This window comes from Paenibacillus sp. D2_2 (assembly GCF_031199965.1).
Lineage (GTDB): Bacteria > Bacillota > Bacilli > Paenibacillales > Paenibacillaceae > Fontibacillus.
Genome location: NZ_CP133605.1, coordinates 931,624 through 957,500, shown reverse-complemented (window position 1 = coordinate 957,500; position 25,877 = coordinate 931,624). Strand labels below are relative to the sequence as shown.

Annotated in this window: 19 protein-coding genes and 2 pseudogenes (1 of these 21 running past the window's edge); 2 read left to right on the top strand and 19 right to left on the bottom strand. The window is 42.6% G+C overall.

Going from position 1 to position 25,877, the window contains the following annotated elements; genetic code table 11:
* The 10 genes and pseudogenes from RE628_RS04585 to RE628_RS04540 form a co-directional block, all read right to left on the bottom strand.
* Positions 1-245: the beginning of a flavin reductase family protein gene (locus RE628_RS04585; RefSeq protein WP_309157631.1), read on the bottom strand. The gene continues 376 nt to the left of window position 1, outside the view; only the first 245 of its 621 coding nucleotides appear in the window; its start codon is at positions 243-245; the stop codon falls past the left edge of the window.
* A gap of 112 nt (positions 246-357) precedes the next feature.
* Entirely contained in the window at positions 358-1,083 is a 726-nt protein-coding gene (locus RE628_RS04580; protein WP_309157629.1) for a TraX family protein, read from the bottom strand.
* 175 nt (positions 1,084-1,258) lie between these two features.
* Positions 1,259-1,345, bottom strand: a pseudogene (locus tag RE628_RS04575) (class B sortase); the annotation flags it as partial.
* A gap of 156 nt (positions 1,346-1,501) precedes the next feature.
* Positions 1,502-1,819 carry a hypothetical protein gene (locus RE628_RS04570; RefSeq protein ID WP_309157628.1) on the bottom strand — a complete coding sequence of 106 codons (318 nt, stop codon included), beginning with the start codon at positions 1,817-1,819 and terminating at the stop codon, positions 1,502-1,504.
* A gap of 36 nt (positions 1,820-1,855) precedes the next feature.
* A complete protein-coding gene (locus RE628_RS04565; protein WP_309157627.1) occupies positions 1,856-2,800 on the bottom strand; it encodes a tetratricopeptide repeat protein in 945 nt (314 codons plus the stop codon).
* Positions 2,797-3,420 (bottom strand): tetratricopeptide repeat protein, encoded by a 624-nt coding sequence (locus RE628_RS04560; RefSeq protein WP_309157626.1) that lies wholly within the window; start codon positions 3,418-3,420, stop codon positions 2,797-2,799. The genes RE628_RS04565 and RE628_RS04560 overlap by 4 nt, the downstream gene beginning before the upstream one ends.
* Complete coding sequence (locus RE628_RS04555) at positions 3,417-5,180, bottom strand: ATP-binding protein (RefSeq protein ID WP_309157625.1); 1,764 nt, start codon at positions 5,178-5,180, stop codon at positions 3,417-3,419. The genes RE628_RS04560 and RE628_RS04555 overlap by 4 nt, the downstream gene beginning before the upstream one ends.
* Positions 5,181-5,317: 137 nt before the next feature.
* Positions 5,318-5,917, bottom strand: coding sequence for a hypothetical protein (locus tag RE628_RS04550; protein WP_309157623.1), 600 nt, complete (start codon positions 5,915-5,917; stop codon positions 5,318-5,320).
* Between the two features lie 38 nt (positions 5,918-5,955).
* Positions 5,956-6,282, bottom strand: coding sequence for an S-layer homology domain-containing protein (locus tag RE628_RS04545; protein ID WP_309157622.1), 327 nt, complete (start codon positions 6,280-6,282; stop codon positions 5,956-5,958).
* Positions 6,279-7,907 (bottom strand): outer membrane protein assembly factor BamB family protein, encoded by a 1,629-nt coding sequence (locus RE628_RS04540; RefSeq protein ID WP_309157621.1) that lies wholly within the window; start codon positions 7,905-7,907, stop codon positions 6,279-6,281. Before RE628_RS04540 ends, RE628_RS04545 begins: the two co-directional genes overlap by 4 nt.
* Positions 7,908-8,179: 272 nt before the next feature.
* Between RE628_RS04540 and RE628_RS04535 the strand changes: the two genes are divergently transcribed.
* Positions 8,180-9,052: a stalk domain-containing protein gene (locus RE628_RS04535; RefSeq protein ID WP_309157620.1), complete on the top strand. Its 873-nt coding sequence runs from the start codon at positions 8,180-8,182 to the stop codon at positions 9,050-9,052.
* A gap of 64 nt (positions 9,053-9,116) precedes the next feature.
* On the opposite strand, the gene RE628_RS04530 is transcribed toward RE628_RS04535, so the two are convergent.
* On the bottom strand, positions 9,117-9,695 hold the full coding sequence (locus RE628_RS04530; RefSeq protein WP_309157619.1) for a TetR/AcrR family transcriptional regulator: 579 nt from the start codon (positions 9,693-9,695) through the stop codon (positions 9,117-9,119).
* A gap of 217 nt (positions 9,696-9,912) precedes the next feature.
* Between RE628_RS04530 and RE628_RS04525 the strand changes: the two genes are divergently transcribed.
* Positions 9,913-10,794 carry an SDR family NAD(P)-dependent oxidoreductase gene (locus RE628_RS04525; protein ID WP_309157618.1) on the top strand — a complete coding sequence of 294 codons (882 nt, stop codon included), beginning with the start codon at positions 9,913-9,915 and terminating at the stop codon, positions 10,792-10,794.
* A 75-nt stretch (positions 10,795-10,869) separates the two neighbouring features.
* Here RE628_RS04525 and RE628_RS04520 read toward each other — a convergent pair whose 3' ends face one another.
* The 8 genes and pseudogenes from RE628_RS04520 to RE628_RS04485 form a co-directional block, all read right to left on the bottom strand.
* Entirely contained in the window at positions 10,870-11,622 is a 753-nt protein-coding gene (locus tag RE628_RS04520) for an iron ABC transporter ATP-binding protein (protein WP_309157617.1), read from the bottom strand.
* Positions 11,619-12,683, bottom strand: coding sequence for an iron chelate uptake ABC transporter family permease subunit (locus tag RE628_RS04515; RefSeq protein WP_309157616.1), 1,065 nt, complete (start codon positions 12,681-12,683; stop codon positions 11,619-11,621). The genes RE628_RS04520 and RE628_RS04515 overlap by 4 nt, the downstream gene beginning before the upstream one ends.
* Positions 12,680-13,673 (bottom strand): annotated as a pseudogene (locus RE628_RS04510) (ABC transporter permease). Before RE628_RS04510 ends, RE628_RS04515 begins: the two are co-directional and overlap by 4 nt.
* 31 nt (positions 13,674-13,704) lie before the next feature.
* Positions 13,705-14,718 (bottom strand): siderophore ABC transporter substrate-binding protein, encoded by a 1,014-nt coding sequence (locus RE628_RS04505; protein ID WP_309157615.1) that lies wholly within the window; start codon positions 14,716-14,718, stop codon positions 13,705-13,707.
* 686 nt (positions 14,719-15,404) lie between these two features.
* Positions 15,405-17,252 carry an S-layer homology domain-containing protein gene (locus RE628_RS04500; protein WP_309157614.1) on the bottom strand — a complete coding sequence of 616 codons (1,848 nt, stop codon included), beginning with the start codon at positions 17,250-17,252 and terminating at the stop codon, positions 15,405-15,407.
* Complete coding sequence (locus tag RE628_RS04495) at positions 17,234-18,601, bottom strand: hypothetical protein (protein WP_309157613.1); 1,368 nt, start codon at positions 18,599-18,601, stop codon at positions 17,234-17,236. Before RE628_RS04495 ends, RE628_RS04500 begins: the two co-directional genes overlap by 19 nt.
* 23 nt (positions 18,602-18,624) lie before the next feature.
* The gene (locus RE628_RS04490; RefSeq protein ID WP_309157611.1) at positions 18,625-21,591 is read right to left on the bottom strand and encodes an endo-beta-N-acetylglucosaminidase; all 2,967 of its coding nucleotides are present in this window, start codon (positions 21,589-21,591) and stop codon (positions 18,625-18,627) included.
* A gap of 595 nt (positions 21,592-22,186) precedes the next feature.
* Positions 22,187-25,861, bottom strand: a complete 3,675-nt coding sequence (locus RE628_RS04485) for an S-layer homology domain-containing protein (protein WP_309157609.1) — start codon at positions 25,859-25,861, stop codon at positions 22,187-22,189.
* Between the last annotated feature and the right edge of the window lie 16 nt (positions 25,862-25,877).

Below are 25,877 nucleotides of genomic sequence, written 5' to 3'. Positions count from 1 at the left end.
AACAGGGTAAGCCGATCAATTGCAGGGATCAAATCAATGGACGGGAGATTTAGTACACATTCACCTTCACGTATTAAATTCTGAACTGTCTGCGCCTTGCTACTTAAACCGAGCATACATGATTGGTTAAGCCACCAGGCTGAGGACATAGGAGCCAAGTTGGCTGAACCATCCTCGTTAATCGTACTTATCAGTACAACAGAAGTGCCAAAGTAAAGAATTTTAGGGTTAATTACCGTATGCATAACCGATCCACATCTCCTCTGTGATCAATTTTCACTTAATATATCACAGGCCTTTTACGGTAAATAGGGATATGGAATAAGACAGCAAGATGCCAAAATCAATGTAAGAATGTTATTTAGATACGATGTACGCTATTGTTGTGATTATCCATAAATGAGCTGGATAGAAAACATAGAAGAAGTACTTTGCAAATCTAGAGTGACTTCCTCTTTTACCATCATACATATACAAGATTGGGATAACGGATATAAACATAAAATCAGAATTATATGCCAGCATTTTTATTGTCATTAACAAATCTCCGTAATTTACAAATGACATCAAGAACAAAACAAGTGAAAGACATAAATAACCGGTGTTTCTGTATTTGTTTTTACCGTAAGTCAAATAGGTTATTAGCATAAATGGCAGTATCACCATACCGCCTTCGGCTATCAAAATTCCAATCACTATTAAAACAGCGGAGCATATAAAACCCAATATTCTATTCTTGATTTTGGTTATTGCGGCTAGCATTAATACGCCGATTGCTAGAGTTAAAAATATATTGTTGTGAACGGTAATACCGTGATCTTTAAATAATATATTCAATAGACTATTACCTGCAAACATAAAAGCTGCCCATGAAAACAATCTCATAGAGTACTTTTTCAAATTGCTTGTATACATAAATCCTTCGACAGCGCCATATGCAAACCATACCCCGACCACTCTAGTGATAACATGAAAAATCATTACCCAATTTTCAGGAATAAAATAAGCGATATGGTCCAATACCATTAAACACGCCATGAGTAATTTAATTTGAAATCCGTTAAGTTTCATTTTTTGTATCATTTATTTTCTCTCCTACAAAATATAATAGATGATTTCAATCAATTATATTTCTCTATGTAAAATCTTACGATCTACATAACTTACATCATCCTTACATATTTGAAATAAAACAAAAAAATCACGTCCTCTAGAGAGGACGTGATATGAAGCAGCTTGTTACCGTGTTTCAGCACCGCTATTTACGCTCTCGGGCGACCACCGCCAACCGGCCGTTTTCGGTCGAGTATTCACACGTAGACAGCACAACAAGCTTATCTCCATGGGCTGATTTATTCTCATCCTGTTCTCAGTTTTCGGCACTATACAGCAAAAATCCAGCCAATCAAGGTTTAGAGTAGAGATTTTGCGTCAGCAAAATACTACTCGTCCTTTGACTGGCTGGATAGGCGTTACGGATTTCTATAAATCGAAAAATAATTTATGTCTCTTTCAAAATATAACGGTTGCTAAACTTTTTTTTCTCTAAAACACCACTTAAGCCCTTTGTGCTCTTAATTGAATATCGCTGGCCTTTTGAAAATACTCCAGAGATATCTTCAAGTTCAAAATTCTCTCCAAAAATTTTATTGGTTTTTAACTTTTTAGTAAACGTTTCTTTTAGTTCACCTAAATCATCATCGAAGAGGCAGGCTTCACGATAAAGATGTACTTTTGCTCCGATAGTTTTAAAATAAAATTCCAAATGATCACCACCAATAAAATGAAATGTCTTATCAGAATTTTCAGCTTTATACATTCTACAATAACAAATGAACTCCGACTCAATCCAGCATTAAAAATCGATCGATTTCCCCAATAAACTCGGGGCAATTCGCTTCCCCTTCACGACCTCGGCCGCCAGCTTCGGTAATGGGCGAGCAGCAATGGTCTGATCGAAGCTGCCGAATTTGCGCAATCGCCCGGAATATTCCTGTTTGCCTGACTTCCGGTACAGCGCCTCGTTTAAGGTTAGAGCTGCAGTCCGAAGCTCGGTCGAGTCGGGCTTCAGTAACCACATCACGAAACGAATGATTGCCTGGTCCTGCTCACCGGCGTATTGTTCCAACATATGTTGTAGTTCGTCCACCGCATCGTCAGTACTGATCCGTCCCAAGCAAGACTTTAGTTGCAACAGCTGCACATGCAGCTTAACCTGCAAATCTCGCCGCTTAAGTCGAATGGCAAGCTTCAATGCTTCTGCTGCGGCACTCATAGCGCTCTCGTATTGATTCTGACGTTCCCTTAGCAAGCTCGTAAAATAGAGAGCTTCGCATTCGAAGAAAGGAATGCGTAGCTTCTTCGTTAACTGCGCTGAGCGTTCGATCCACTGGCAGGCTTCCTCATACCGATGCTGCTCCATAAGATTGCAGCCTTCGATGCCGAGTACAACTGAGGCAATATGCCAATCTTGAATCTGTACTGCTTCTTCAAGGCAGAAGGCGATGCATTGCTCCGCTTGCAAGTGAGAACCAAGCAAATGATAATATTTGCCCAACATCCCTAGACCCATGGCGAAGCCCATTCGTGCCCCTACCGACTTGGCGATCTCTAACTTCTCGACGAGGCGGTCGTATGCGAGGTCCATATCGTCCAATTCAAAATAAACCATAGCCAGTCCACCCATTGCTTCTTCTATAAAAAACGTATCCCGGATTTCCGTAGCGAGACTGATCTGTCTCTGGAACCAATGAATCGCTTGGTCGTACTGGCATTGGTCATAATGCAGAAAACCGATCATGCCAAGGAACCGGACATCGTCCCCCGTTTGGGTTCCGTTCTGGGCAACTCCATTCTCTCCATAAAATATCGAAGCGACTTATCATAACTCGCCATATAGTAATAGAGAATGCCAAGCGTTCCGTATGCGAAGCTGAGACCGTCATTGTCCTCCGTTAGCTTGAAATGATGGGATGCCCGTTCCAGGTGGAACCTAGCTTCATCGTATTTGCCTAGTAGACGCAAACAGTTACCGAGTGCGACATCGCAATAGGATCGTTCACCAAGCATAACCAAGTATCCGTAACGCTTAAGCCAGTCTTTATAAGTGTTCTCCGCTTCGTTCCAATTTCCCGTCATGACCAAAGCGTCGCCGAGCTTCATCAGAACGGGCAAAGTCTTATCAGGATTAAGCAGGTTGAATAGTTTCCGGTAATAAGTGATCCTCGTCTCATTGGCATAGATCTTCTCCGCCGCCATAGCGGCCATTTCATAGTAAATAATCGCTTCCCGTTCCATACCCGCAAGCTCGTAGTGAAAGGCGATCTCCCCAGCAACCGCTTCGGCTTGCCCCTGATAATAAGTGCGCAGACCTTCTGCGATTTGCCTGTGAGACCTGCGCCGCCTATTCTCATTGTTCAACTTATACGCGGTTTCCTTGACAATATCATGGGTAAAGGTGTATTTGCCGTCCCCGCCTCTTGCAGAACTTTCAATTGTACCAGTTGCTCCGCGCGCGCCAGAATTCCCTCCTCCTCCATGTCCATCACCATCATTAGTTGGCCTACGGAGACGGGCCTTCCGACGGCAGCGATAATCGATACAAGCTGGCGAATGGCTGGCGATAGTCTGTTCAACCGATTCTTAATGACGGATCTGGCTACTTGTGACAGATGAAATTCACCGCTATGTCCGCTCGTCTGCCATTCCCGCAACGTTTCCACAATAAACAGGGGATTGCCACCAGTCTCCGCATATAAATCCGAGGAATGTCGGTCCTCCAACACATCTCCGATGGTTGCAACTGCTAGGCGGTTCGTCTCGTCCCGACTTAGTGGGGCCAACTCGATTTCGATCAGCCTGCGCTCGGTCCGGAGCTCGTTTAGAACATTCATGACAGCATCGACCGCATCCTCATCTGTTCTCATTGTCGCCACCATGAGCAGTTCTGCCTTGGAATCACTACGGATAAGATAAGAGAGGAGCTGAAGTGTCTCCTCATCACTCCATTGGATATCGTCAAGAAGAAGCATTAGAGGCTCGCTGGCCAGCAGCATTCGTTCGATCGCCTCATACCATTGGTTCAACTGCCATTTCTCTTGAATTGGAGACGGCTTTGACAGTCCCGGGTACCGCTCTAACAGTTCGGGAAGCAGACGTGCCAATTCAGTCAACCACACCGAACCGAGCTTTGGCAGCGGAAGACTACGGAGCCAGTTGGTTACCGGAGTATAGGATAGCGATCTGACCGACGGATAGCAGCCAGCAAAGGCGGTTTGAACACCCAAGCTTTCCAAGTAGACTTTAAACTCTTGGGCTAGTCGTGATTTGCCGATCCCCGACTCCCCTTTTAATAGAAGCAAGGTATTTCCGCCGGCCGCAATTTGCCTCCAGGCACTCAGCAGAATTTCCCATTCACCTATTCTGCCGATCAGCGGGACTTTGCTTGGCAAGGCCGTCAATATGCCGCCCCCATTTTTCGTTAGCATTTCATATAGATGTAGTGTCTCCTCCGAAGGTGCAATTCCGAGTTCGGCCTGCAACACATCGCACAGTTTTCGATATGATTGTACGACACCAGCTATATCTTTATTCGAGGCATACAGCCGCATCACTGTACGATATGTCTCCTCCCTCAATGGATCCTGAACGAGCTGCTTATGCGAAAATAACAAGGCCGATGCGTACTCCCGCTGACGTTCCAAGATGACAACAAGCTTGTCGAGTGTAGTCAAATATGTCTGGGCCAACTGCTCCCGCTTCACCGTGAGCCATTCTTCGCCATATCCAGGCAGCAGCTCTCCTCTATATAGCTCTTCTGCTCTTCGCAGCTCATAAGCAGTTGTTCCTTGCGCTGCTTGTTCGAATTCACGTACATCCGAGTAGAAGGGCAGTTCACAATTCAGATGGATGGATGCGTGCGTAATCTTTAGATAACGGTCGATTCTTGGAACAGATATCCGAAGATCGTGAAGAAGCTTACGCAAATTAGACAATGCTTGCTTCTCGGTGGAGTCAGGCCAGAGATGAAAAGCAATTTGTTTCCTGCTAGGAGGTGCGTCAAAAGCGAGAATTAAGTAAGCCAGTAGTAGTGTGGATTTTTTGCCGGGGATTTCCGATAGGTCTTCGTCGTCGAGGGTAATTTTCAAACTGCCTAACAACCGAAAACTGCAGCCTGCCAAACAGCTCACCTCCGAACGTAAATCGAACTTTGTAAATTGTATTCGCTTATTGTGTGAAAATCCCTATCGGTAGGCGGAATAAAAAGATCTTTTGACAAGGTCAAAAGATCTAATTGAAATCTGTATCTCCGTAATGTTTACTTCTTAACGTAATTGATCCAAACCGTCGTTTTCTCCAATAGGGTAAAGATCATCATTTGTGCTTCCCACGATTTCGTGTCGACAGTAAAATGCATCATTCCGTCCTCATCCGACTCCGAAGCAATATCCAATCCGCTATCTTTCAGAACTTTACGATAGCTTTCAATGGTTTGTTCAACTGAATCTTTCATATTGAATTGAACGTGGTAATAGGGGTCTCCAGAACTCGCTCCGTCGCCTATTTTAACAGCCGTTGTATTTAGGGCGTCATCCAAAATTGGAATGTCGTCTGGTACACCGTCAGGTGGTTCGCCTCCACCCTGCGCGTCCCCGTCTTTGATGACAATCTGGTTGGGCATATCTACAATGTTCATGGAAGTATCGTTCGAAGGTTGCGCGTTAATATCCTCAGTCTCCGTAGGGCTGGTTGTTTCTTGAATTGCTGTAGTCTTCGTGGAACTTTCTATTTGTTGTATCTCCGACGTACTGGATGCCTTATCGGATGGTTTGTCGTTGCCACCCCCGCCGCACCCGACGGCGCTTATCGTCAGCAGCCCACCCAGTAGGACCAAACAAACGACTTTTATTGCTCGCATAATGAAATCCCACTCCTTCTTCTAATATAAAAAGATTTCTATTCGCGAATCTCTAGCATACGGACGATGGCCGATGCGGCTTCTGCGCGGGTGGACATCGCTTGCGGTGCGAATTTTCCGTTCGAGAAATCTCCAACGTTGATGATGCCGGTCTCCTCGGCTTTGGAAACTGCGGGCTTCGCCCATTTTGGAATATCCGCATCGTCGGAGAAGCTGGTCAGCGGCGAATTGTCCGCCACGAGACTAGAGGCGCGAATGACCATTGAGATCATTTCCGCATGAGTAATGTTCGCATTGGGCCGGAAAGTACCGTCCTCATATCCGTGAATGATACCAAGCTTCACCGCCTGCTGCACTGCCTTCACTGCCCAGGCTCCGATTTTATCCTTATCCTTGAAGAGGAGCGGCGCGCCTTCCTCCCGGGCTTCAGACCCCTAATGAGCATACTAGCAAATTCGGCTCGAGTAACGTTCCCATTGGGCCGGAACGTGCCATCTGGATATCCGAATACGATGCTAAGCGATACCGCTTTGGTGATCTCCACACCGAATTTGTGACCTGTTATATCTGTTAGGTTCGCTGTATCCGCTTTTGGAGATGGAGGATTAGTTACCGTTACGACGCATTCTTTGTAATATCCTCCGTCCTCTGATGTAGCCGTTATCGTAGCCGTACCTGGACCAATACCTGTCACTTGGCCTGTAACATCCACTTTCGCAATACGATCGTCGCTGCTCGACCATGTGATATCTTGATATGTTGCATTACTCGGCGCAACTGTCACCTGTAGCTTCTCGCTTTGTCCGGCCTCCAATTTGAGTACGATTTTATTCAGGCTTACTCCGTTAACGTATATCATGCCTATTGCATATAATTTGTGGTCGCCAGATCCTATATATACCGCTCCATCATGAGCAATCGCCGATGCAGCAACTATCTGTCCATTGGTTTTGAATTCCCATTTTTTAGTTCCATCCGGTTTAATTGCATAGAGCTTACTATCTGCCGAGCCAACATAGACGGTACCATCTTCACCGACTACAGGCGTAGCTATCAAAATGCCTTCCGTGTCGAATTTCCATTTCTTCGTTCCGTCGGGTCTGATTGCATAAATACCTGAGCCGCCAGAGCCTACATAAATAGTGCCATCCGCACCGACCGTTGGCGAGGAGTACACAATGCCTCCATAGAGCTTTTTATCCAATTGAAATTCCCATTTTATCGTTCCATCCGGCTTGATCGCGTACAGTTTCTCAGCACCAGAAGCGATATAAATAGTGTCGTCTGTGCTTATCGCTGGCGAGCTTTTCACTTCATTGATTGTTGTAATCTCCCATTTCTTCGTTCCGTTTGGTTTAATCGCATAGAGCTTCTTATCGCGAGAACCAATGTAGATGGTGCCGTTAGAGTCGATGGCAGGCTTACCACTCATTCCACCTCCTGTTGCGAACTCCCAACGCTTAGTACCGTCCGGTTTAAGTGCATAGAGCTTCCCATCCTCGCATTCGAAATAAATGGTACCATCTGTGCCGATTACCGGTATGGAGTATACGACACCTCCTGCTTCGAACTCCCACCGTAGCTTTCCTTCCGGACTGATTGAATATAAATTGGCGCCAGAGCCTACATACACGGTCCCATCCGCACCGATCGTCGGCGATGAATACACTTTATCTATCGTTGCGAACTCCCATTTCTTCTTTCCCTTTTTATCGACAGCATAGAACTTACCATCTGCTGATCCGACATATACAGTGCCGTCTGCAGCGACTGCAGGCGTAGATAAAATCGCTCCTCCTGTTTCGAACGCCCATCTCTCTAGGCCATTTGAACCTGGCATATATAAATTTGTGATAATGTTCGGGTTCACCTCAATCCTTAAATCCGGATTTAACTGAAGATCAAGCGCCTTAGCGGATTGAAGCGGATTGAAACAAGCCAGTAATAAGACAACAAAGAAAACAGCAAAACGCGATTTCTTAACAAACATAGGGAACCCCCTTTCATCTACACTATTCTCGAACGTTCAGCATGCGGACGATGGCCGAAGCGGCTTCTGCGTGGGTGGACATCGCTTGCAATGCGAATTTACCGCCCGGAAAATCAAGCCATCTTTAATTCTCCTTTCTCAACGATTCTAATATAGTGAGCGCTTCAAAAGCGTTTCCCTGCCTGTTGCCTGTTTTTGAAACGCTTTTGAAGCGTTTATCTTGGTATGCTCTTGCTAATTGAATCGATTATATGACTGGAGGAAGATCATAGATGAAAAAGAAATACGTTATTCTGTTGCTCGTCATCACTGCCATATTCTCGCTTTCGACCGGAGCTTTCGCCGCTAGCAATCTTACCGAGATCAAGGCGTTCCTCAACGCTGGGATTAACTTCCGACTGGATGGCAAGACTTGGCGTCCGCTTGACGACCATGGCAAGGAAGTGCTTCCAATCACGTATAACGGAACGACATATTTGCCTCTACGGGTCATAGCCAATGCCTTAGATGTGCCGATTACATGGGATGGCTCTACGCAAACCATCGGAATTCGCGAAAGTAGCAATCTTGCTTTGTATTCTAAAGATGTGAAAGTGGATTATTGGAGTGAGAAATTTTACGATGTGATCGACAAAAAGCAACTTGTATTCGGAAATCATCAGTATGACGGAGCCTACGCTTTTACAGCGGAAAACGTAGGGTTGGGTTGGTACGAGGGATCACCTTACTTGAAAATCGATTTCGGCAAAAAGTACAAAACCTTGCATCTGGTTCTGTATTCTCCTTCGTCAATGAAGATCAGGGTACTGAACGGAGATAAGCAGCAGTTGACGCAGGAAATCAGTCTCGAGGCAGACCGGGTAACAGAGCTGGATGTAGACCTGCAAAATAGCCAATATGCCTTCGTCTCAGCTTACGATGCTACGAATCAAGCCGAAAAACCACTTCTCTATGTATTGAAGGACAGCTATGTTACGACGGAATCCATTCCGACTTCGGTGAATAAGTCCGATGGGCTTCAGCCCCGTCGGCATCGGATCCCCGCTAACCACAATAACGTCTTCGACCTTCTAGACTTTCACTTAACGATAGAGGATAACCGTTCAGTATCATCCATACAGGCATACAAAAGACACTTGCTATAGCAGCAAGTGTCTTATTTTGGATAAAACAAGTTTCATCATCCTATATACTAACAATCATTATCCTTTAGCTTAATGTACGGTCAGAAGATTGAAACCCACTAACTACGAATAACGAAACCCTTTTGGCGACTTCTTCTTTACTCATAACAGTACTTCCAACTGCCCACTGTAAAGCACCTTCATGGATAACTTGTGCAAAAATAGGTACATATATATTCTTCTCATCATTTGTATAGATATGTTCGAGACTCTGAGACAAAAAAACCTTTAGTTCATTCAATATTTTATCCTTCATCTGCGGAACAACTAACCCTACATAGCTACTACGGCATTGAATATTCGGTTGTTGGTAGAAATCACATAATGCAAGCACAAGCTGAGATATAGTGTCTTGATCAAATTTCACTTCACCTTTGGTTCGATTCACTATTGCAGCTGATGCAGAGTCCCCCAAAATATAATCCAATAATTCATACTTATCATTAAAGTGCGCGTAGAAGGTGGCACGATTCACTTTGGCCCCTTTTGTTAAATCAGCGATAGTGATTTTTTCAAAATCCTTTTCACTCACTAAATTAACAAAGGCGTTAATTAGAGACTGTTTAGTCTGAGTCATTCGAATATTCCTTACTTTTGATCCCACGTCATTCACTCCTTTAAGATCATCTTTATGAAAAGCGCAAAACTTCTCCCTACATGACAATGTTTCGTATCTGTTGCTATAGCAACATCCCTTACCTTATTGTTGGTTGTCCTATTTCGATATTAGTTGTATTTTTAAAAGCAACACATGTTTGTTTAATAAATCACTAATAAGGAGTAACTGAAAGCTGAATATCACTGAAAAAGAGGAATAACATATGAAAACAATATTAGTAACAGGCGGAACGGATGGAATCGGAAAAGGGATCGCTATGCACTTTCTAAAAAAAGGAGACCGTGTAATTGTTGTCGGTAGTTCATCTGCTAAAGGAGACCTTTTCTTAAATGAGACTAGACAGTTAGGAGTAGAGGAAAGGGCTATATTTCTTCAAGCAAATCTAAGTTTGGTTAAAGAAAACAAGCGCATCATTGAAGACTTGAAAAGTCGCTTCAACTCTCTCGACAGGGTCGTTTTTTGTGCAACAAGTCATAAACAAAATAAAGAATATTCGGAAACTCAAGAAGGATTTGAATTTAGTTTTGGATTATCTTATTTGAGCAGATTTGTTCTTGGTTTTGGCCTAAAGGAAGTTCTGGAGAAGTCTGATAACCCTGTAGTGCTTAATGTTTGTGCTCCAGGAATGAATGGAACGGTTAATCTGGATGATATCCAAAACAAAAGTAATTATAACGGCGCAAAAGCTAAGTATCATGGCAGTCGATTAAACGATCTGTTGGGTGTTGCCTTTGCCCAAAATGATACTGTAGGAAAGATAAAGTATATTCTCTTTAACCCGTGGGCTGTCCAAACCTCAGGTACTTTTGATGCAATTGAAAATCCAGTAACGAAGAGCATGATGAAGCTTATTTATAAAATAATAGGTAAACCGGTTGAGGAAGCAATTCTACCCATTATCGAATTACTAGAAAATCCTCCGTCCTCCGCTCTATCTGCTTATAAACAGAGAAAAGAAGTTAGTCTTTCAATGAAAACTTTTAATAGAGAAAATGCTCATAAACTATATACCAAAACAGTTCAATTACTGAAGGGAAGAAAAATATTCCCCATTGGATTTGATCCCTTAAAAATTTCAAATTAAACATAAAGCGATAAGACAACTATTTGGAATGGTTGTCTTATCGCTTTATGTTCAAATTACAGGGGCTTAATTGGACTAATAAATCGCTATTGGCCCATAAGGACCTTCGATAATTTCTATTTTCGTTTCAAAAATTTCTGTCAAAATTTCTGGATCCATAACCTCTTCTACTGTTCCAAAAGCGGCAATTTGTCCATCTTTCATTGCACAAATTCTATCAGAATATTTGGCTGCAAAATTTATATCATGCATAACAGTCAGAATTGTTCTTCCAAATTCATCAGCAGCATGCCTCAAATGCTCCATCATTTGAACAGAGCGAGCAACATCAAGATTGTTCAGAGGCTCATCCAAAAGTACATATTCAGTCTCTTGGCACAAAACCATTGCTACATATGCCCTTTGCCTTTGACCACCAGAAAGCTCATCTAAATATCTATTTTCTAGATCAGTCAAGTCTAAAAAATCGATATATTTAGAAATAATAGCTTCATCCTCTTTAGTTAATCTTCCCTTTGAATAAGGAAAACGTCCAAATCCAGCTAGTTGTCTAACAGTCAGCCTTGTTACAAAATGATTTTCTTGACGCAAAATAGTCACGATTTTTGCTAAGTCTTTTGATTTAGATTCAGAAACATCCATATTTGCCACCATAATTTGGCCTTCATCCATATCCAAAAGTCTTCCGATCATCAAAAGTGTCGTGGACTTTCCAGCGCCGTTTGGCCCAATTAAAGAAGTAAGACCAGCTTTTGGTATTTCAATATCCAAAGGTCCTATGTTTACCTCATTAGTATACAACTTTCTAACATTATCAATTTTTATCATAAAGACCTCTTCCTTAGGATTACAATTAGAAATGTTATTCCACCAAACAGTTCGATAATAACTGAAACTACACCTTGAGCATTAAATATATGGTACATAAAAAAGTATGCAGCCGTTATTATCAGAAATCCGATAGCAAAAGCCATTGGAAAAATATATTTGTGATCATACGTTGGTGCTGCTTGATAACTCAAAGTTGCAACTAAAAATCCATAGAAAGTAAGTGGTCCAACTAAAGCCGTTGAAATGGACATCAAAATAGCAACTAATACAAGAGTATAAATTACGCCAAATTTATGATTAACTCCCAAAGAAGGGGAGACATCCTTCCCAAGTGACAATACATTTAATTTCTTGGAATAAGCAAAAATAAGGAATGCTACAATGATTACAATTGGAATTGCAATAGGAAAATAGCCAGCATCCGCATTATTGACAGAAGCAAACAATCTTGCCTGTAGAATATCAAACTCAGACGGTGCAAGAAGTCTTCTCATAAAAGATGATAAAGACTTTAGCCCAATTCCAATAATAATTCCAACCAAGAGCATAATTTGTAAATTTCCATACTTTCCAGAAAGCAACCATCCATATAGTATCAAAGAAAGCAAAACCATAAGGACAACTTGAAATACAAATGATCCAACACCAGTAAAACTTATAAATGCACTAACACCAAAGAAAAACATTGTACTAGTATGAATTGCTGAGTAAAGTGCTTCAAAACCTAAAAGTGAAGGAGTAATAATCCTATTATTCGTAATCGATTGGAAAGCAACGGTCGCCAAGCTCTGACAAATTGCTGCAATAATCATTGCACCAAGAGCTACCATCCTTCTTTTAACAACGGGAATAAAAGAAGGAGAATCTATTGGAACTGGATTGTTATAAACCAAAAGTCCATACGCTGAAAGAATGCCCAAAACAATCAATGTTATCAGTAAAATCCAATAACGTTTTTCTTCCTTCTTAGAACGAAAAGCTCTAGCTGATCTATTTTTATTAAGAAGGCTAGGATTGATTTTAACATTTTCTTTATTACTATATTCTAATGTGCTCATCTTAGCCTCCTTTGTCTCAATAAAATAACAATAAATACGACTGCTCCCACGGTTCCAAGTATTAAAGAGACAGGTACTTCAAACGGCATTATAACTGTTCGAGAAATAATGTCACATACCGTTATAGTTCCCATTCCTAACAGACATACCCAAGGCAAATTACTCCTCAGATCATCTCCTCTATACATTGAAACAATATTGGGTACAATTAATCCTAAAAAAGGTAAATTCCCAATAACAGCTGCTACAATTCCAACTGCAAAAGAAATAAGACCAGTACCAAGAAGAACGATCCTATTATAATTCACTCCAAGACTTGTTGAAACATCTTCCCCTAATCCAGCTATAGTCAACCGATCAGCAAACATAAAAATAAGAAAAGTAATGATAATAATGAACCATAAATATTCATATCTTCCAACCTAACCGGTGCAAAGAACCTACAAACCAAGTTTCAATATTTTGCGTCATTTGAAAAACGAGGCCAACAAAAGTGGAAACTGCAGAAATAATTGCTCCAAGCATCATTCCAATAATCGGAACAATTAAAGACGAACGAAGTTTAACTCTTCTTAAAAACAAAAAGAAAATCATCGTTCCTATAAAAGAAAAAATGATTGCACCAGTCATTCTTAGAACTAAAGATGGTGCAGGAAATAATATATAAACAAAAAGAAGTCCCAAACCTGACCATTCAATTGTTCCTGTTGTGGTAGGTTCGACTAAACGATTCTGTGTAATAAGTTGCATTACGAGTCCTGCCATGGACATAGCAGCTCCAGTAAGCATTAGTGCAGCTGTTCTTGGAACACGAGTTATGAAAAACATATCGATTCCATCCTCTTGTCCCTTTATATCATAAGCTCCAGTAAACAGTGATATAACTCCTAAGATAACAACAGCTATAATCGCTAATATAAAAGGTTTTGTCCATATTTTATTGTGGTTATAAAGCTGGGGTTGAGAATTATTCTCAACCCCGGCAATTATATTTTTGGCACTATGGTCATACTCCTTTAAATTACTTAGCTAAAGTACTCTTAATGTTTTCAAATACTTCTATAAAAGTTTGGATAGATTCATTTGTGTAAGTGTCATTTGGTGCATAAACAATCTGCCCTTTAGAAACAGCAGTTACGTTTTTAAGAGCAGGTGAATTATCAATAACATCCTGAGCAGGAACGGCATCAGTTGTAGAAGATATTGCAGCATCACGATCTAGTACGAACAGCCAATCAGGATTACTTTGTGCAATAGCTTCAACAGAAATATCATCACCTTTATGATCTGAAGTAGCATTATTAATTTCTAATGCTGGTTTCCATCCAAAGATATCAAACATCGGTCCCCAAACACGTCCAAAATGAGGAGCTGAAAAACCAATATTCCCACCAGAAACTTCAACACCCATAACTGTATCCGATCCATTATAGGCAGACTTAGCATCTGCAATAGCTTTATCGAAATCAGCTACCAATTGTTTTGCCTCTTCATTTTTATCAAAAATTTTCCCCAAAGAGATTGTAGAATCCTTAAGTCCATTTATTAAGTTTTCTCCCGGTGTAGCAGCTTTCTCAGAAACATCAAAATTAAGATCAATAACAGCTGCATTTGGTACTAATTTTTTTATTTCTTCATAATAGCTAGCAAATCTTTGACCGACAATTACAAGTTCAGGGTCTGCAGCTGCTATAATTTCAAGATTTGGTTCGCGGTGATTTCCAATATTTTGAACGGAATCATCCTTTACATATGGTGAATCCGCAGGCATTACATCCTTTGGAGCAGCCGCTAATTTAATTCCCCAATCAGCCAAAGTTTCAAAAGTCCTACTATCCAAAGCAATTGCATTCTTTGGGTTTACAGGAACAGTAACCGTTCCATGAGCATCAGTGATTTCAACCGTTGAAGCTACAGTAGAATCATTTGCTTTCTCATTAGTCCCAGCTTTACCGTTTTCATTACTTGAATTTGAGCAAGCTGCCAACATCAAAGCAAAAACTGCTAAAAAAACAGTTAATTTAAATTTCCTCATTTCCCATACTCTCCCCTTATATAAGCTTTATAGACAAACAGATTATTGAATTGATAAAATTAAAATCTGTGTTATATTTTTATGTATTTTTATGCGTGATTTAAATAGAATTTATCCCTATTTCACATAGTGTACAGCGACAACACAAAAAATAACGTCAGTGATAATGATTATCATTTTCAATATTCTACTCAAGTATACCAATTAAAAAAATAGTGTCAACTATTTATTAGATAATATTGTTACTTTAAAACAGGGACGGAAGCTAAGCTTAGCTTTCGTCCCTGTTTCTCCCCAACTATGGTTAAACCTGCTTGACCTATCATACGCCCTTTATTTATATAGTTCGTAAAATATTTCTTCAGCACTATTAAATTAAAAATCATTTTTAGCAAAATTCGTATATTTATTAGTTATTGTTAATCCACTATTTTCAATAATTCCGTCCAATTCATTAGTTCGAACAAAACGAGTGTAAAAAGGATTTTGAATGTACTCGTCTGTATCCCTAGTTACATTGATATCCATCCTACCTATCGGAACTCTGTTATCACCACCAGTGAGTCCCCAAATCTAAGAGAAATAATATCCTAAATCACGACAAACGAAAACAAGCACACCTTCACAGTTAAGCAAAGATGTGCTTGTCATAGCTTTTATTAGTCTATTCTGTAAGTCATTACAATTTACTTAGTCATAATATTGTAAAGTATCTGAGCAAATTCCGCTCTGGTTGCTTTATCTACTGGTAAGATGTTACCGTTTGACCCAGATATAACTCCGATATTTACAAAGAATGTCATAGCATCAATCGCATAACCAGAAACTGAACCTGCATCTTTAAAGTCATTCAGTTCTTTTACAGTAGTTCCAGTCGGCAATTCATTGATGCTCTTAAGCGTATTGTATGTCAATACTAACATTTCCTGCCGTGTAACTTCTTTTTCTGGTGTAAACATGTTATTGCCCACACCATCTGTTATACCCAACCGCTTTGCCGCTGCAAGATAACCAGTATAGTACGTGTTTCCTGCGTCACTGAAATTGTTTTCAGAATTTTCATCTGGCTCGATACCAAAAGCTTTCATGATCATAACCAGACTTTGTGCTCGAGATACTTTATTTTCAGAACCAAAGTTTCCATTGCCTAAGCCATCTGTGATTTCTCTTGCTGCTAAGAAACTTACAGCATCACTGTACCATGCATTGGATGCAACATCGGCGAATGCGACATTGTTGTATCCTACAGCGTATTGCGAGAAATTAGACGTCTTGAAAGTTATTGATTGGGTTGTCACATCATACTTACCATTCTTCACTACTTCAAGCTTACCCGCAGTATTGATATAGTACGCTACAACTACATTTGGTTTCTCACCAGACTTAAGTACGTAAGGAAGTGTTACTGTTACATTTCCGCCAAATTTAGATATAGTCTTGTCACCGCTGCTAATAGCAAAATTAACAAAAGGTCTATCTCCAACTTGTGTAGCAGTAATTGTAACAGTTCCTGTTGCTTGCTTGGAAATACTCGATACCGTGTTTCGATCAAATGTCATTGCTCCGATTGGTGTAGATACTGTCAAAGTATCTGCCTTATTAGCTACAAATTTCATCAATGAATCATTTGACAGCGTAACTTTGATTAATTTAGCATCCGATGGAGCGTCAGCATTCAGTTTGATTGCTACATCTGAATTTTTGCCTTGCTCAGCGGCTTTGGCTACAGCTGTTGCAAGAGCCTCATCGAACTGCTTTTCAGATATAGTAGTAACCGATGCAACTTCACCGCCACCTGTTGGGGGTGTAACTGGAGGTGTTGTCGTACCTACACCACCACCGTTATTGCTTCCGCCTTGGTTGCCACCATTGTTTCCACCAGTTGGCGGTTCAACTACTGGTTGCTTTGCTACGGTAACTTCGATGCTTACGTTCAACGGAATATTATTTGTATTTACCACGTCACTTGGCAATGTTACTACGCCATTTACTGTAAATGTTTGCTCTGTCTTTACTGCAGGGGCGTAATTTGCAGAATCCACATCCCAATCTACAACTGCGTCCATAGCACCGTTATCAGTTACGATTTCAACAGTAGCAGGTAGCTTAAGACCAGAGACTGTCTTTCCCGTTCCATTAGGCAAATTAGTGATTGCTGCAAGATCCATGATACTCAAGAATTCCTTGGATGTTACAACTTCTGCGTCTACTGCCACTTCAATACTTACAGTCAACGGGATATTATTGGTGTTCAATACCCCGTTTGGCAGTGTCACATTTCCCTCTACAGTAAATACTTGATCCGATTTCAATGTGGGATCGTAACTTGATGCATCAACGTCCCAAGTGACATTTGCAAGTATACTATCTGTGTACGTAACCAATGTTACACTAGTTGGTAGTTTAAGCGCATCTGCTGTCTTTGCGGTTCCGTTAGGCAACCCCGTCACTGCCGATGGTGCATCGATACTTACGAGTTCTCTCGTAGTGTCCTGCTCAAATTCAGCAGTGATTGTTACAGGTTTAGCTGGCATTGTAAACGTGTCCCGAAGATTGCTTCACCGTTTACTTTCAAAGAACCCGGTTTTAACTGATATCCAACATCAGGTGTTACTATCAATGTAACAGTTTCACCTGCTTTTGCTGTCACCATATCCGCTGTTACAGTACCATTAACCATAGCATCAATTGTAATATCACGTTGTTTATCTAAATTTTGCTCTACTTTAACAGTTTTTGCAGCAAACTTTGTGGGATCTACTACAGATGTTGCTTTAATTGTAAGTTCATCCGCTGTTTCGTTTTCGTCAACCATCAACAAACCATTATTAATGATAGTACCAACATTATCAGCATTCTCAACTTCCCAAGTAACTGATGTGTCCGCATTATTTTTCACTTCAACATTTGCAGTAAATTGCTGAATAGTACCAGCTTTAACGGAGTCAACTTGGTCAGGAATTGTAACCCTGATAATTTTTGGAATAAGTTCACTTACCACCAGTACTTTCGCTGTTCCTGACTTTGTTGGGTCAAAAGTAGAAGTTGCAGTAACTGTCAGTGTACCATCGACTTTTTCGTCATCTGCAATGTTCAATACCCCATTACTAATGGTAGTCTTAACACTTGTGTTACCGGACACTTTCCAAGTAACTGTGTCAGCTGCATTACCGCCAACAGTTACTTCAGGTTTAAATGTCACAGAAGTTCCAATTTTACCATCAATATCGTTAGGGTTAATTGCGACAGAAATAACCTCGTTACCACCTTTAACCACCAAACGATTTACAGCAGAATCAAGGTCAATCCGCAATTTCTCAAGTTGAAGACCTGTGAGAACTTGTGCACCGGATTCTGAGTCTTCGACAGCTTTTCTAGTTTGCTCTAAAACATCATGGAAACGTGCAAAGCTATTGTCTGAGTACTGATCAGCAGTATACTTTGTTTCGTACTCATCACATACTTCTTTAAGTCGATTGGTGTTTCCATTATAACGAAGTGCTAAAGCAGAATCCTCAAGAGCAACTCGCATTACTTCAGCAGTACCTGCATTAACTCCACTTGAAAGTAGCGATTTAACATTAGCCAAAGCTTCAGAGAATGATGCCCATGTAGATGGGATATAATCTGCTTCATGCAGGCTACTGTAACGATTAACTAAATCTTTCAGTGAAGCCTGATCAACATTAAGAGCATCAGTAGCACCATAAGTATATTCCAGTCTTTCTGAATCAGGTTTACCGGACTGTTTCAACTCATAGTAGACTTTACCACCATTTTTAGATAGAGGAACTCTTTCCTGACGGATGAAATCTTGACCTTCTTGTACTGAAAGAGAGTGTAGAATAGGTGATTTGGAATCCGCCGATTCATAAATCTTCATAGTAGTTCCAACATCTAAGCCTTCTAGAGTAAGTACCCATATTTATCTCGGGTTTGATTACCCATTAAAGACTGTTCCAACTTAATCGATGTTGGAGCATTAATTGGTGTTCCAGTTTCAGGAGCATACTCAACACTATAACGTAAACTTTCTACGCCGTTTTCTTGTGTTGTATAGTACAACCTTCCACCGTCAGGATTTAAGTCCAAATTTTCAAAAGAAGCTACACCACGATTGAGTTGTTTATACCGCTCACTTGGTTGTGTTGCTTTTACCTCAGCGATTGGTGTTGTTGATGTTAAGCTGTCATAGAGTTTAACAATACCTGTATCATCAGCAATCTTACCTCCAGCACCGATTGGCATCGAAACATTATCAAATACGACAGTGTCATTCGCACCAACATTGTTCTTTACTGTCACGTTACGCTCCATCAATGGCGTGGAGTGAGGAACAAAAGGATTCTTATACAATTCGAATTCATAGATACGAATTGCATGCCAAGGACAGTTATCACTTTTTGTAACGTGAAGCTTAATATAACGTGCTTTGATGGTAGTATTAAGTACACGGTCGGTAACGTCTTGACGATTTCCAATAACCTCATCGGCTTTTGTGTAACTTAATTTCATAACTCTCTGCTTACTGGTAGAATCGTCAGGATTCAAAATAGGTTGTCCGTCATCTTGTGCATACTGCAAATCGAATGTGTCAGTGTTAAAATCGACACCCTCACCTGCACCCGGAGCATTAGCATGCTTAACAACCCAACGACTAATATCCATATCTTTACCTAAGTCAAAATAAGCAGAAGCATTTGTCTTAGCGGAAGCCCACTTACTGTTTGGAATAACGCCATCGTTAATTTTATCTATTTTACCACCGGGGTCAAAAGTACCGTCATCGACAACTGGAACTTTCAATGCGATATTTTCTCCTTCTACTCCTGCATCTTCGAAACCACCAGTAGCGGGTACCCATTTAAAATTAAATGTTTTTACTCCACCCTCTGTGCCGTTTTCATTATAGGATGTAATTTCAAAAGTAGTCTCAGTTTCGTTACCATCTTCTGAAAATCTTCCTAAATAGAAAGCATCACTTGGTGTTGCACCAACGAATTCTTTTGTGCCGTCAGGGTAGACGCGATGAATGGTGTACATAGATGCATAAGCCACTTTTTCCCAGTAAATTCTTGCTTCTGCTGTTGTGTCATTCACATAAATCGAATCATCAAGTGTAATCTTGGATGTTGCTGCAGGAGCAATATCATTTGCCATGATTGCAAGTCTTCCGATATTGATCGAAAAATCTTTAACATCGGTAGTAGAATTTACTTTCAACGAGATTGCAATTGCTTTTTGATCATGTTTTGGTAAACTGATAGTCGCTATCGTCCAACCATTCTTCTCAGTACCCCCTGAAATAGGGAAGAACTCAAAATTGCTCTCATCGTAAGTATCGCCGAAACACAAACCTACAGACAAATCAACGTTAGAACTTGGTGTTTTGTAAGTTACGCTCAACTTACTGCTATCTGTAATATCTAGCTGTGAGCTGTATAGTTCGATGTGGTTTGCTTTGTTAGCGTCGAGGTTACCTGATAGCTTTAAGGAAGTACCACCCCACCAAGCATCAGTGTAATCAAATTTTGGAGTTAACTTGGAACCGTCACTATTAACAATCCATCTCCATGTCGGCATGATATCAGTCAGTGAACGGTTATACCAACCGTTTTCTTTACCTTTGACAACGCCGTCCTCATAGAATTTCTCACCGTTACCAACAGTAAAGTTAGTAACAAAATGATCCCCTATAATCGGTGTTTGGTCTGCGACAAGACTTGAAAAACCGGGGAAAACACCTTTTGTACGTGTTTCATTTCTTGGATCTAATGTCGGTCCAGTCCACATACGTAGATCTTCATTATTCATGAAATCATCAATGCTCTTCGAACTAATGAGCGTCGAGTTCGGAGCTAAAATACCAAGAGACGACTTTAGTTTCTTGTCCGGTCCGATCAGATTGGTAACGTCATCACCTTTGTCGGTGTAGGGGAAGTTTTCCCATGTTGCATGTATATCAAAAGGACTTCTACCAGCATTCACAGCAGACTTAATTGTATTGTCAATGTTGCGCCAGCTCATGTCCAACCACCAGTCATCGTTTAAGCGAGTATCCCCATCTTGCATCCAAGCTTTAACATCGGAGTCACCCAAACTGCCCGAGCCGTTATACCAAGTCATTGTGAAGTTATCTGGCTTTTTCTTCTCAATGTACGCAAGCATCTCTTTGAATTTTGCCATGCTTGCAGGGCTTGAACTAGACTCTTGGTTAATAACATAACCGTCAAAGCCATAGTATTGGGCGATTTCAATCAATTTATCTGCGGCAACAAAATTACCGTTAGCATCCTGCTCTACCAACTGGTCAATAAACTTGCTACCATATGCTTGGTCTCCCCAAGGAATAAAAATAGTACCAGTTGCCTTTACACCATTCCTATGGGAAGAGTCAATATGCTCCGGTGTCGGTATAGCAATCGGTCCTTCTGCAGATGAACCGCCCCAGTAATTGTTGTTATCAATGTACTGGTAACTAGTCATTGCATAAGTATATGCACCATCGCCACCCTGTGATGGTGATTGGCTTGCACGTGCACTTGTACCACTAAGAGGGATTATTCTTGCATCACGTGATGCATTAGGATTTACTGATGGTCCCATCCATCTTTTTGCCAGAGGAACTGCGCTCCGATTATATCGGGCATCTGGGTCATTATCTGGACTCCAATTCTTCAATTCATCGATTTGGAAAGCTGCCCCATAGGGCTGCAATGTTTCATTTTGAAGATAGTACTCATTGGATATCGGCAATGGTTGAGGCCAATATCCCAAGGCAGCATGCACTGGTTGACCCGTAAACATTAGAGTAGAAAGTATTGAGCCAACAAGTACACCGCTCAACGCTTTCTTAATAAGAGGTTTTTTCATCTGAATCTCTCCTAAATGTGTATTTTTGAAGATTTTGTGTTGCTTTCCCCTATTAGGGGTTGAGAGACACTATTTAATTCTCCATCCTACACGCAGACCACAGAAAATAACTAGACTTCATGGGATGTATTCGTATCCCAAAATCCTACCCAGTACTTCCTCCTGATTGTCTGTACCAACCCCCTTGTGAGATATTATCTGGTGTGCCTTGCATTGAAGACACTAAGCCATTGCACATGCATCTTGCCCCCTCGCAAAAAATAAAGCGCTTTCAAAACTCTATAGCTATATTCTAGTAAGTACGTGAAATGATATCTAGTGTACAAATAATAGAAAGCAGGCAAAAAATTATAGGTTGGCCGAAGTTTTCGATAGTTCTTTCGCTTATACGTCTCTAAGTTACCTCGATCCATGATCCCTCGGATATATAGCGAACCACCTCGCGGTAGACACCCTTGCTTTTGGCTAGTGGTTGATAACTATAGTCTCCTTTCACAACGGATTTTCACCACCAAGTTAATCGCCATGAATGTCACACAGCAATAAAGCCGCAGCTAAAACCTGCTGCGGCTTTATTGTTTATTGCTTGTTAAACTTATTTTACATAGTCTAGCATTGCTAAAATTAATGTGACTGCTTCGGCTCTGGTTGTAGTAGCATTGGGATTAAATTTACCATTCCCATTCCCCTTAATTAAGCCTGCTTCTTCTGCAACGGCTACATAAGGTCTGGCCCATACTGGAACTTGATCTGCATCTTTAAACGAAATTGTTGCATTTAGATTGACTTCAAGATCCAGTGCACGAACAATAATAGCAACTAACTCACTTCTTGTGATTTCATTATTCGCACGGAACGAGCCATCTTCATAGCCTGAGATATATCCTGCTTTAGCAAGTACTTGAATGAATGGTTGTTCCCATACTGGTGTTTGGTCATGATCAGCAAAACCAAACTCTGTATGAATTTGCTCTAATTTCAGCGCTCTTGCTAGCATTGTAGCTAACTCACCACGTGTTACACTATCATTCGGTCTGAAGGTTCCATCCTCATAACCATTTACAAAACCAAGTTTAATTGATTTTTTAATGGAGGCTTCCGCCCAGTGATTTGCGATATCAGTAAAATCTACTTTTGGTGTTTCAGGCTCAGTAGGTTTCACTGGTTCAGTAGGTTTCACTGGTTCTGTTGGCTTACCACCATCTGGTTTTGGTGTCGGTGATGGTGATGGATCAGGAGATGGTGTCCAATCACCGCCGCTTGAAGAGTTAGCTTCAGTCGTTACAGTATTACTCGGACCTTCTGTACTCCAGTTTCCTGCTTCATCTCCCGCTTCAACTTTAAATGTATAAGTTGTGTTAGGGGATAAACCGCTGACTTTGTAGCTTGTCACATTACCTAATGCAATAGGTTGTTTACCAGTCATATAAAGCTTGTATTTAGTTACAGCAATGTTATCTGTAGCTGCTGACCAAGAAAGCGTGATGCTTGTCTTTCCAACTTGTGAAACTGTTAATTCGGCGCCTGCTGGCCATGTTGGTGCTGTTGTATCTTCATGCGGTGTAACTTGCACCTTCAGCGCTAGGTTCTGGAACACATTGTCGTCTATCTGGGCCCGAACCATGATTTGTTTGCCTAGCTCGGCATTTGACTCGGCGGTCAGATCACTGCCGGTCAGGGTTATGCCGCTAAGGCTGAGGTCCACGGTTTCTCGGAGCGTAACATCTTTGGTAAGGGCGTACCTCAGTGACTGGTCAGGCATCGGGTTGTTGTACTGATCATACACGGTGGCCCTAACACTGAGAGTCTCGCCCGGCGCAATGGTCATCACAGGGCTATCAAAGAAGATTCGATGCGGCTTAGACACTTTGTCGGAAACCTTGATGTGTTTGGTCTCCTGGATTTTGCCCCGATTGCGCTTCGTTTCATTGGCCGCATTATCGCTGACGACCGTGAGTTTGCCGCCGTAGTAGCCGCTTTGGTCGTTAGAATCGGCCAGATAGGCACTCAGGAAGATGTCCTGGTCCGTGTCCGCGTCGTCTGCGACGGTCAGCAGACCGGTATCCGCATTCAGGGTAAGACCGGTCATTGTGGTCGTGTTGTAATCCGCAGGATAGGTCACTTTAGCCCCGCCAACCAGATCTACAATTCCTCCCGTCAGCTGCTTCGATCCGCCAATATCGTCGGAGAAGCGCCACTTGATGGACAGGTTCGGATCGCCGGAAATGTTATAAGGTACTCCGAACTGATCCAGTACCGTCGCGGACAGGTTAACAGTCGAGCCCTGCTTAAAGTAGTCCCACGAGGTATTGTAACGTCCTTCCACGGGATTTCCCTCCGCGTCCTGTAGGCCGTTAATCACGATAGAGGTAGGGACCCGATCCTTCTTTTTGTAAATGCGGAAGTAGTCGAACATAGCTTCCTTAGGCCAGTAGCCGTGGTCGTGCCCATATCCGTCGCCCTCACCGTTGCGTCCCAGATAGATACTGAGAATCGTCAGCATGCGGTAGTCGGCGGTGCGGCTGGAGGTATAGACCAAATGGCCATCGAGATACATCCTAGTGCCTGTTTCGTCCCACTCAAAGCCATATACGTGGAACTCCTGATAAGCATCACGGCCCCCGGTGTAGCCATCCTCGGTGTGTTTGGTGTAATCATACCGTCCGTAAGGACTTGTCGCCGGGTTAGGCGTGAGGCTTACGTCAGAACCAGCCCACCAGCGCCCGCTGGCTGGGTTGGACGGTGATAAACGGGAGCCATTCTTATGGATGACTGGCAGCCAGCGGTTGTATTCCCCGTTGGGGCTGTTCTTGTCAGCCGTGATCTCCAGAATGTCATACTCCACGCCCTGGTCGGTGGTGTAGAACACGTAGTTCCCCCAGCCGCCGGGTCCGAAATCGTACATGTCGGACGCAGTGCCCGCTCCATGCCTAGTGCCAGTCGGTTCAGCTCCGGACAAGGCCTGGGTCGGGTGCGAGTCGTCCTGCGCGCCGATCATCCACCAAGCGAAGTGCGCACCGTCACCGGTACTAGGCAGGCGCAGGCGGGTCTCAAAGTAGCCGTACTTGGTGGTCACGAGGCCATCAAAATCGGGCAGATCCGGATCTAAGGCATCGCCACGTCCGTCCTCCAGCAGGTGTTGGTGATGGCGGTCGCGCGAAGTAAGCGCGACGATGGGCTGGTCACCGCCATCGTTGGTACCGTTGAAGCCCTCGGAGAAGTCGGGTCGCTGCTCCTTGGCTCCCAGTGCCAGATAGCCGTTACCAGTCTCATCTTGCACGAACTCATATTGAGCTGCGCTGTTATCCTTGTTGATCGCCCAGCTTTGCAGATACTGCGGTACCCAGGCAGTGGTATCCAGCTCGGGCCCGCTGAAATCGTCGTTGAAGTACAGCTCCCAGTCGTTGGCGTCCTTGCCTAGGGGACCCTCCTCCGCGTCGCGAGTCGGCCAATCCTTAAATTTGTCATCCTTGATGATTCGCACATTGCGCGTCACGGAGACAGGTATCCCATCCACCGTTGCGGAGGCAATGACGGCAATCGTCATCGACGCCTCGGTATCCGGGCGGACATACAGCATACCGTCATCTCCAATGGTGACGCCGGAAATTTCGGTCTGTCCTTCCACATTGGAGGACACGCCCTCATAGGAATAGTTGACTGCTGGGTCACTCACCAGGGAGCCGGTGGCGTCAACCACCTTGACAGGGAAATTACGCCGCTGAAACAGCGAGTCAGGCACGGTGATCGCGTACTTGTCATTGTCCAGATTGGGCGTGGTCATGTAGATCTGTGGCACCGGTTCTCCCTCGATTAGACGTACGCCATGGACGCCCATGTCCCCACTGGTGTTGTTCAGGGAGAACTTGACAGTCAGAGGATTTCCACCCTCGTCGCCCACATAGGTGAACGAGAACTTGGCGGCGTACCGCCCGCTAGTCTTGCTGTTAGTGTCCTTTTTAACCAAACTCTCGGTTTTGGTGTACTCGTAGTTCCCACCGCCCTGCTTGGGCATAGTGGCGCTGATAGTGAGCGTCCGGTCATTTGTCGCCTGGAACGTGAGATATACATCCAATGTGCGCTCGATACCCTCTGCAGACGGGGCGGTGAACTCAGCGGTCGTCATCCCGCTGCGTACCACGCTATAGCTACTGCTGTCTTCCGCCGGGATTGTGCCGTCAAAATAGGTCAGGCGAATATTTTTGCGCTCTTCGTTCTGCCCGTTGGAGCGAGTATTGCTCACCGTGCCCGCGAATTTCGCTGTCAGCAAGCTGGCATCGGACTTG

Excerpts from the sequence above, each read along its gene's own strand:
- RE628_RS04565 (WP_309157627.1), bottom strand. The coding sequence starts at position 2,800 with ATGATCGGTTTTCTGCATTATGACCAATGCCAGTACGACCAAGCGATT.
- RE628_RS04525 (WP_309157618.1), top strand. The coding sequence starts at position 9,913 with ATGAAAACAATATTAGTAACAGGCGGAACGGATGGAATCGGAAAAGGG.
- RE628_RS04500 (WP_309157614.1), bottom strand. The coding sequence starts at position 17,252 with ATGCCAGCTAAACCTGTAACAATCACTGCTGAATTTGAGCAGGACACT.
- RE628_RS04490 (WP_309157611.1), bottom strand. The coding sequence starts at position 21,591 with ATGAAAAAACCTCTTATTAAGAAAGCGTTGAGCGGTGTACTTGTTGGC.
- RE628_RS04550 (WP_309157623.1), bottom strand. The coding sequence starts at position 5,917 with ATGCGAGCAATAAAAGTCGTTTGTTTGGTCCTACTGGGTGGGCTGCTG.
- RE628_RS04505 (WP_309157615.1), bottom strand. The coding sequence starts at position 14,718 with ATGAGGAAATTTAAATTAACTGTTTTTTTAGCAGTTTTTGCTTTGATG.
- RE628_RS04495 (WP_309157613.1), bottom strand. The coding sequence starts at position 18,601 with ATGAAGATTTATGAATCGGCGGATTCCAAATCACCTATTCTACACTCT.
- RE628_RS04535 (WP_309157620.1), top strand. The coding sequence starts at position 8,180 with ATGAAAAAGAAATACGTTATTCTGTTGCTCGTCATCACTGCCATATTC.
- RE628_RS04540 (WP_309157621.1), bottom strand. The coding sequence starts at position 7,907 with ATGTTTGTTAAGAAATCGCGTTTTGCTGTTTTCTTTGTTGTCTTATTA.
- RE628_RS04520 (WP_309157617.1), bottom strand. The coding sequence starts at position 11,622 with ATGATAAAAATTGATAATGTTAGAAAGTTGTATACTAATGAGGTAAAC.
- RE628_RS04570 (WP_309157628.1), bottom strand. The coding sequence starts at position 1,819 with ATGTATAAAGCTGAAAATTCTGATAAGACATTTCATTTTATTGGTGGT.
- RE628_RS04515 (WP_309157616.1), bottom strand. The coding sequence starts at position 12,683 with ATGAGCACATTAGAATATAGTAATAAAGAAAATGTTAAAATCAATCCT.
- RE628_RS04580 (WP_309157629.1), bottom strand. The coding sequence starts at position 1,083 with ATGATACAAAAAATGAAACTTAACGGATTTCAAATTAAATTACTCATG.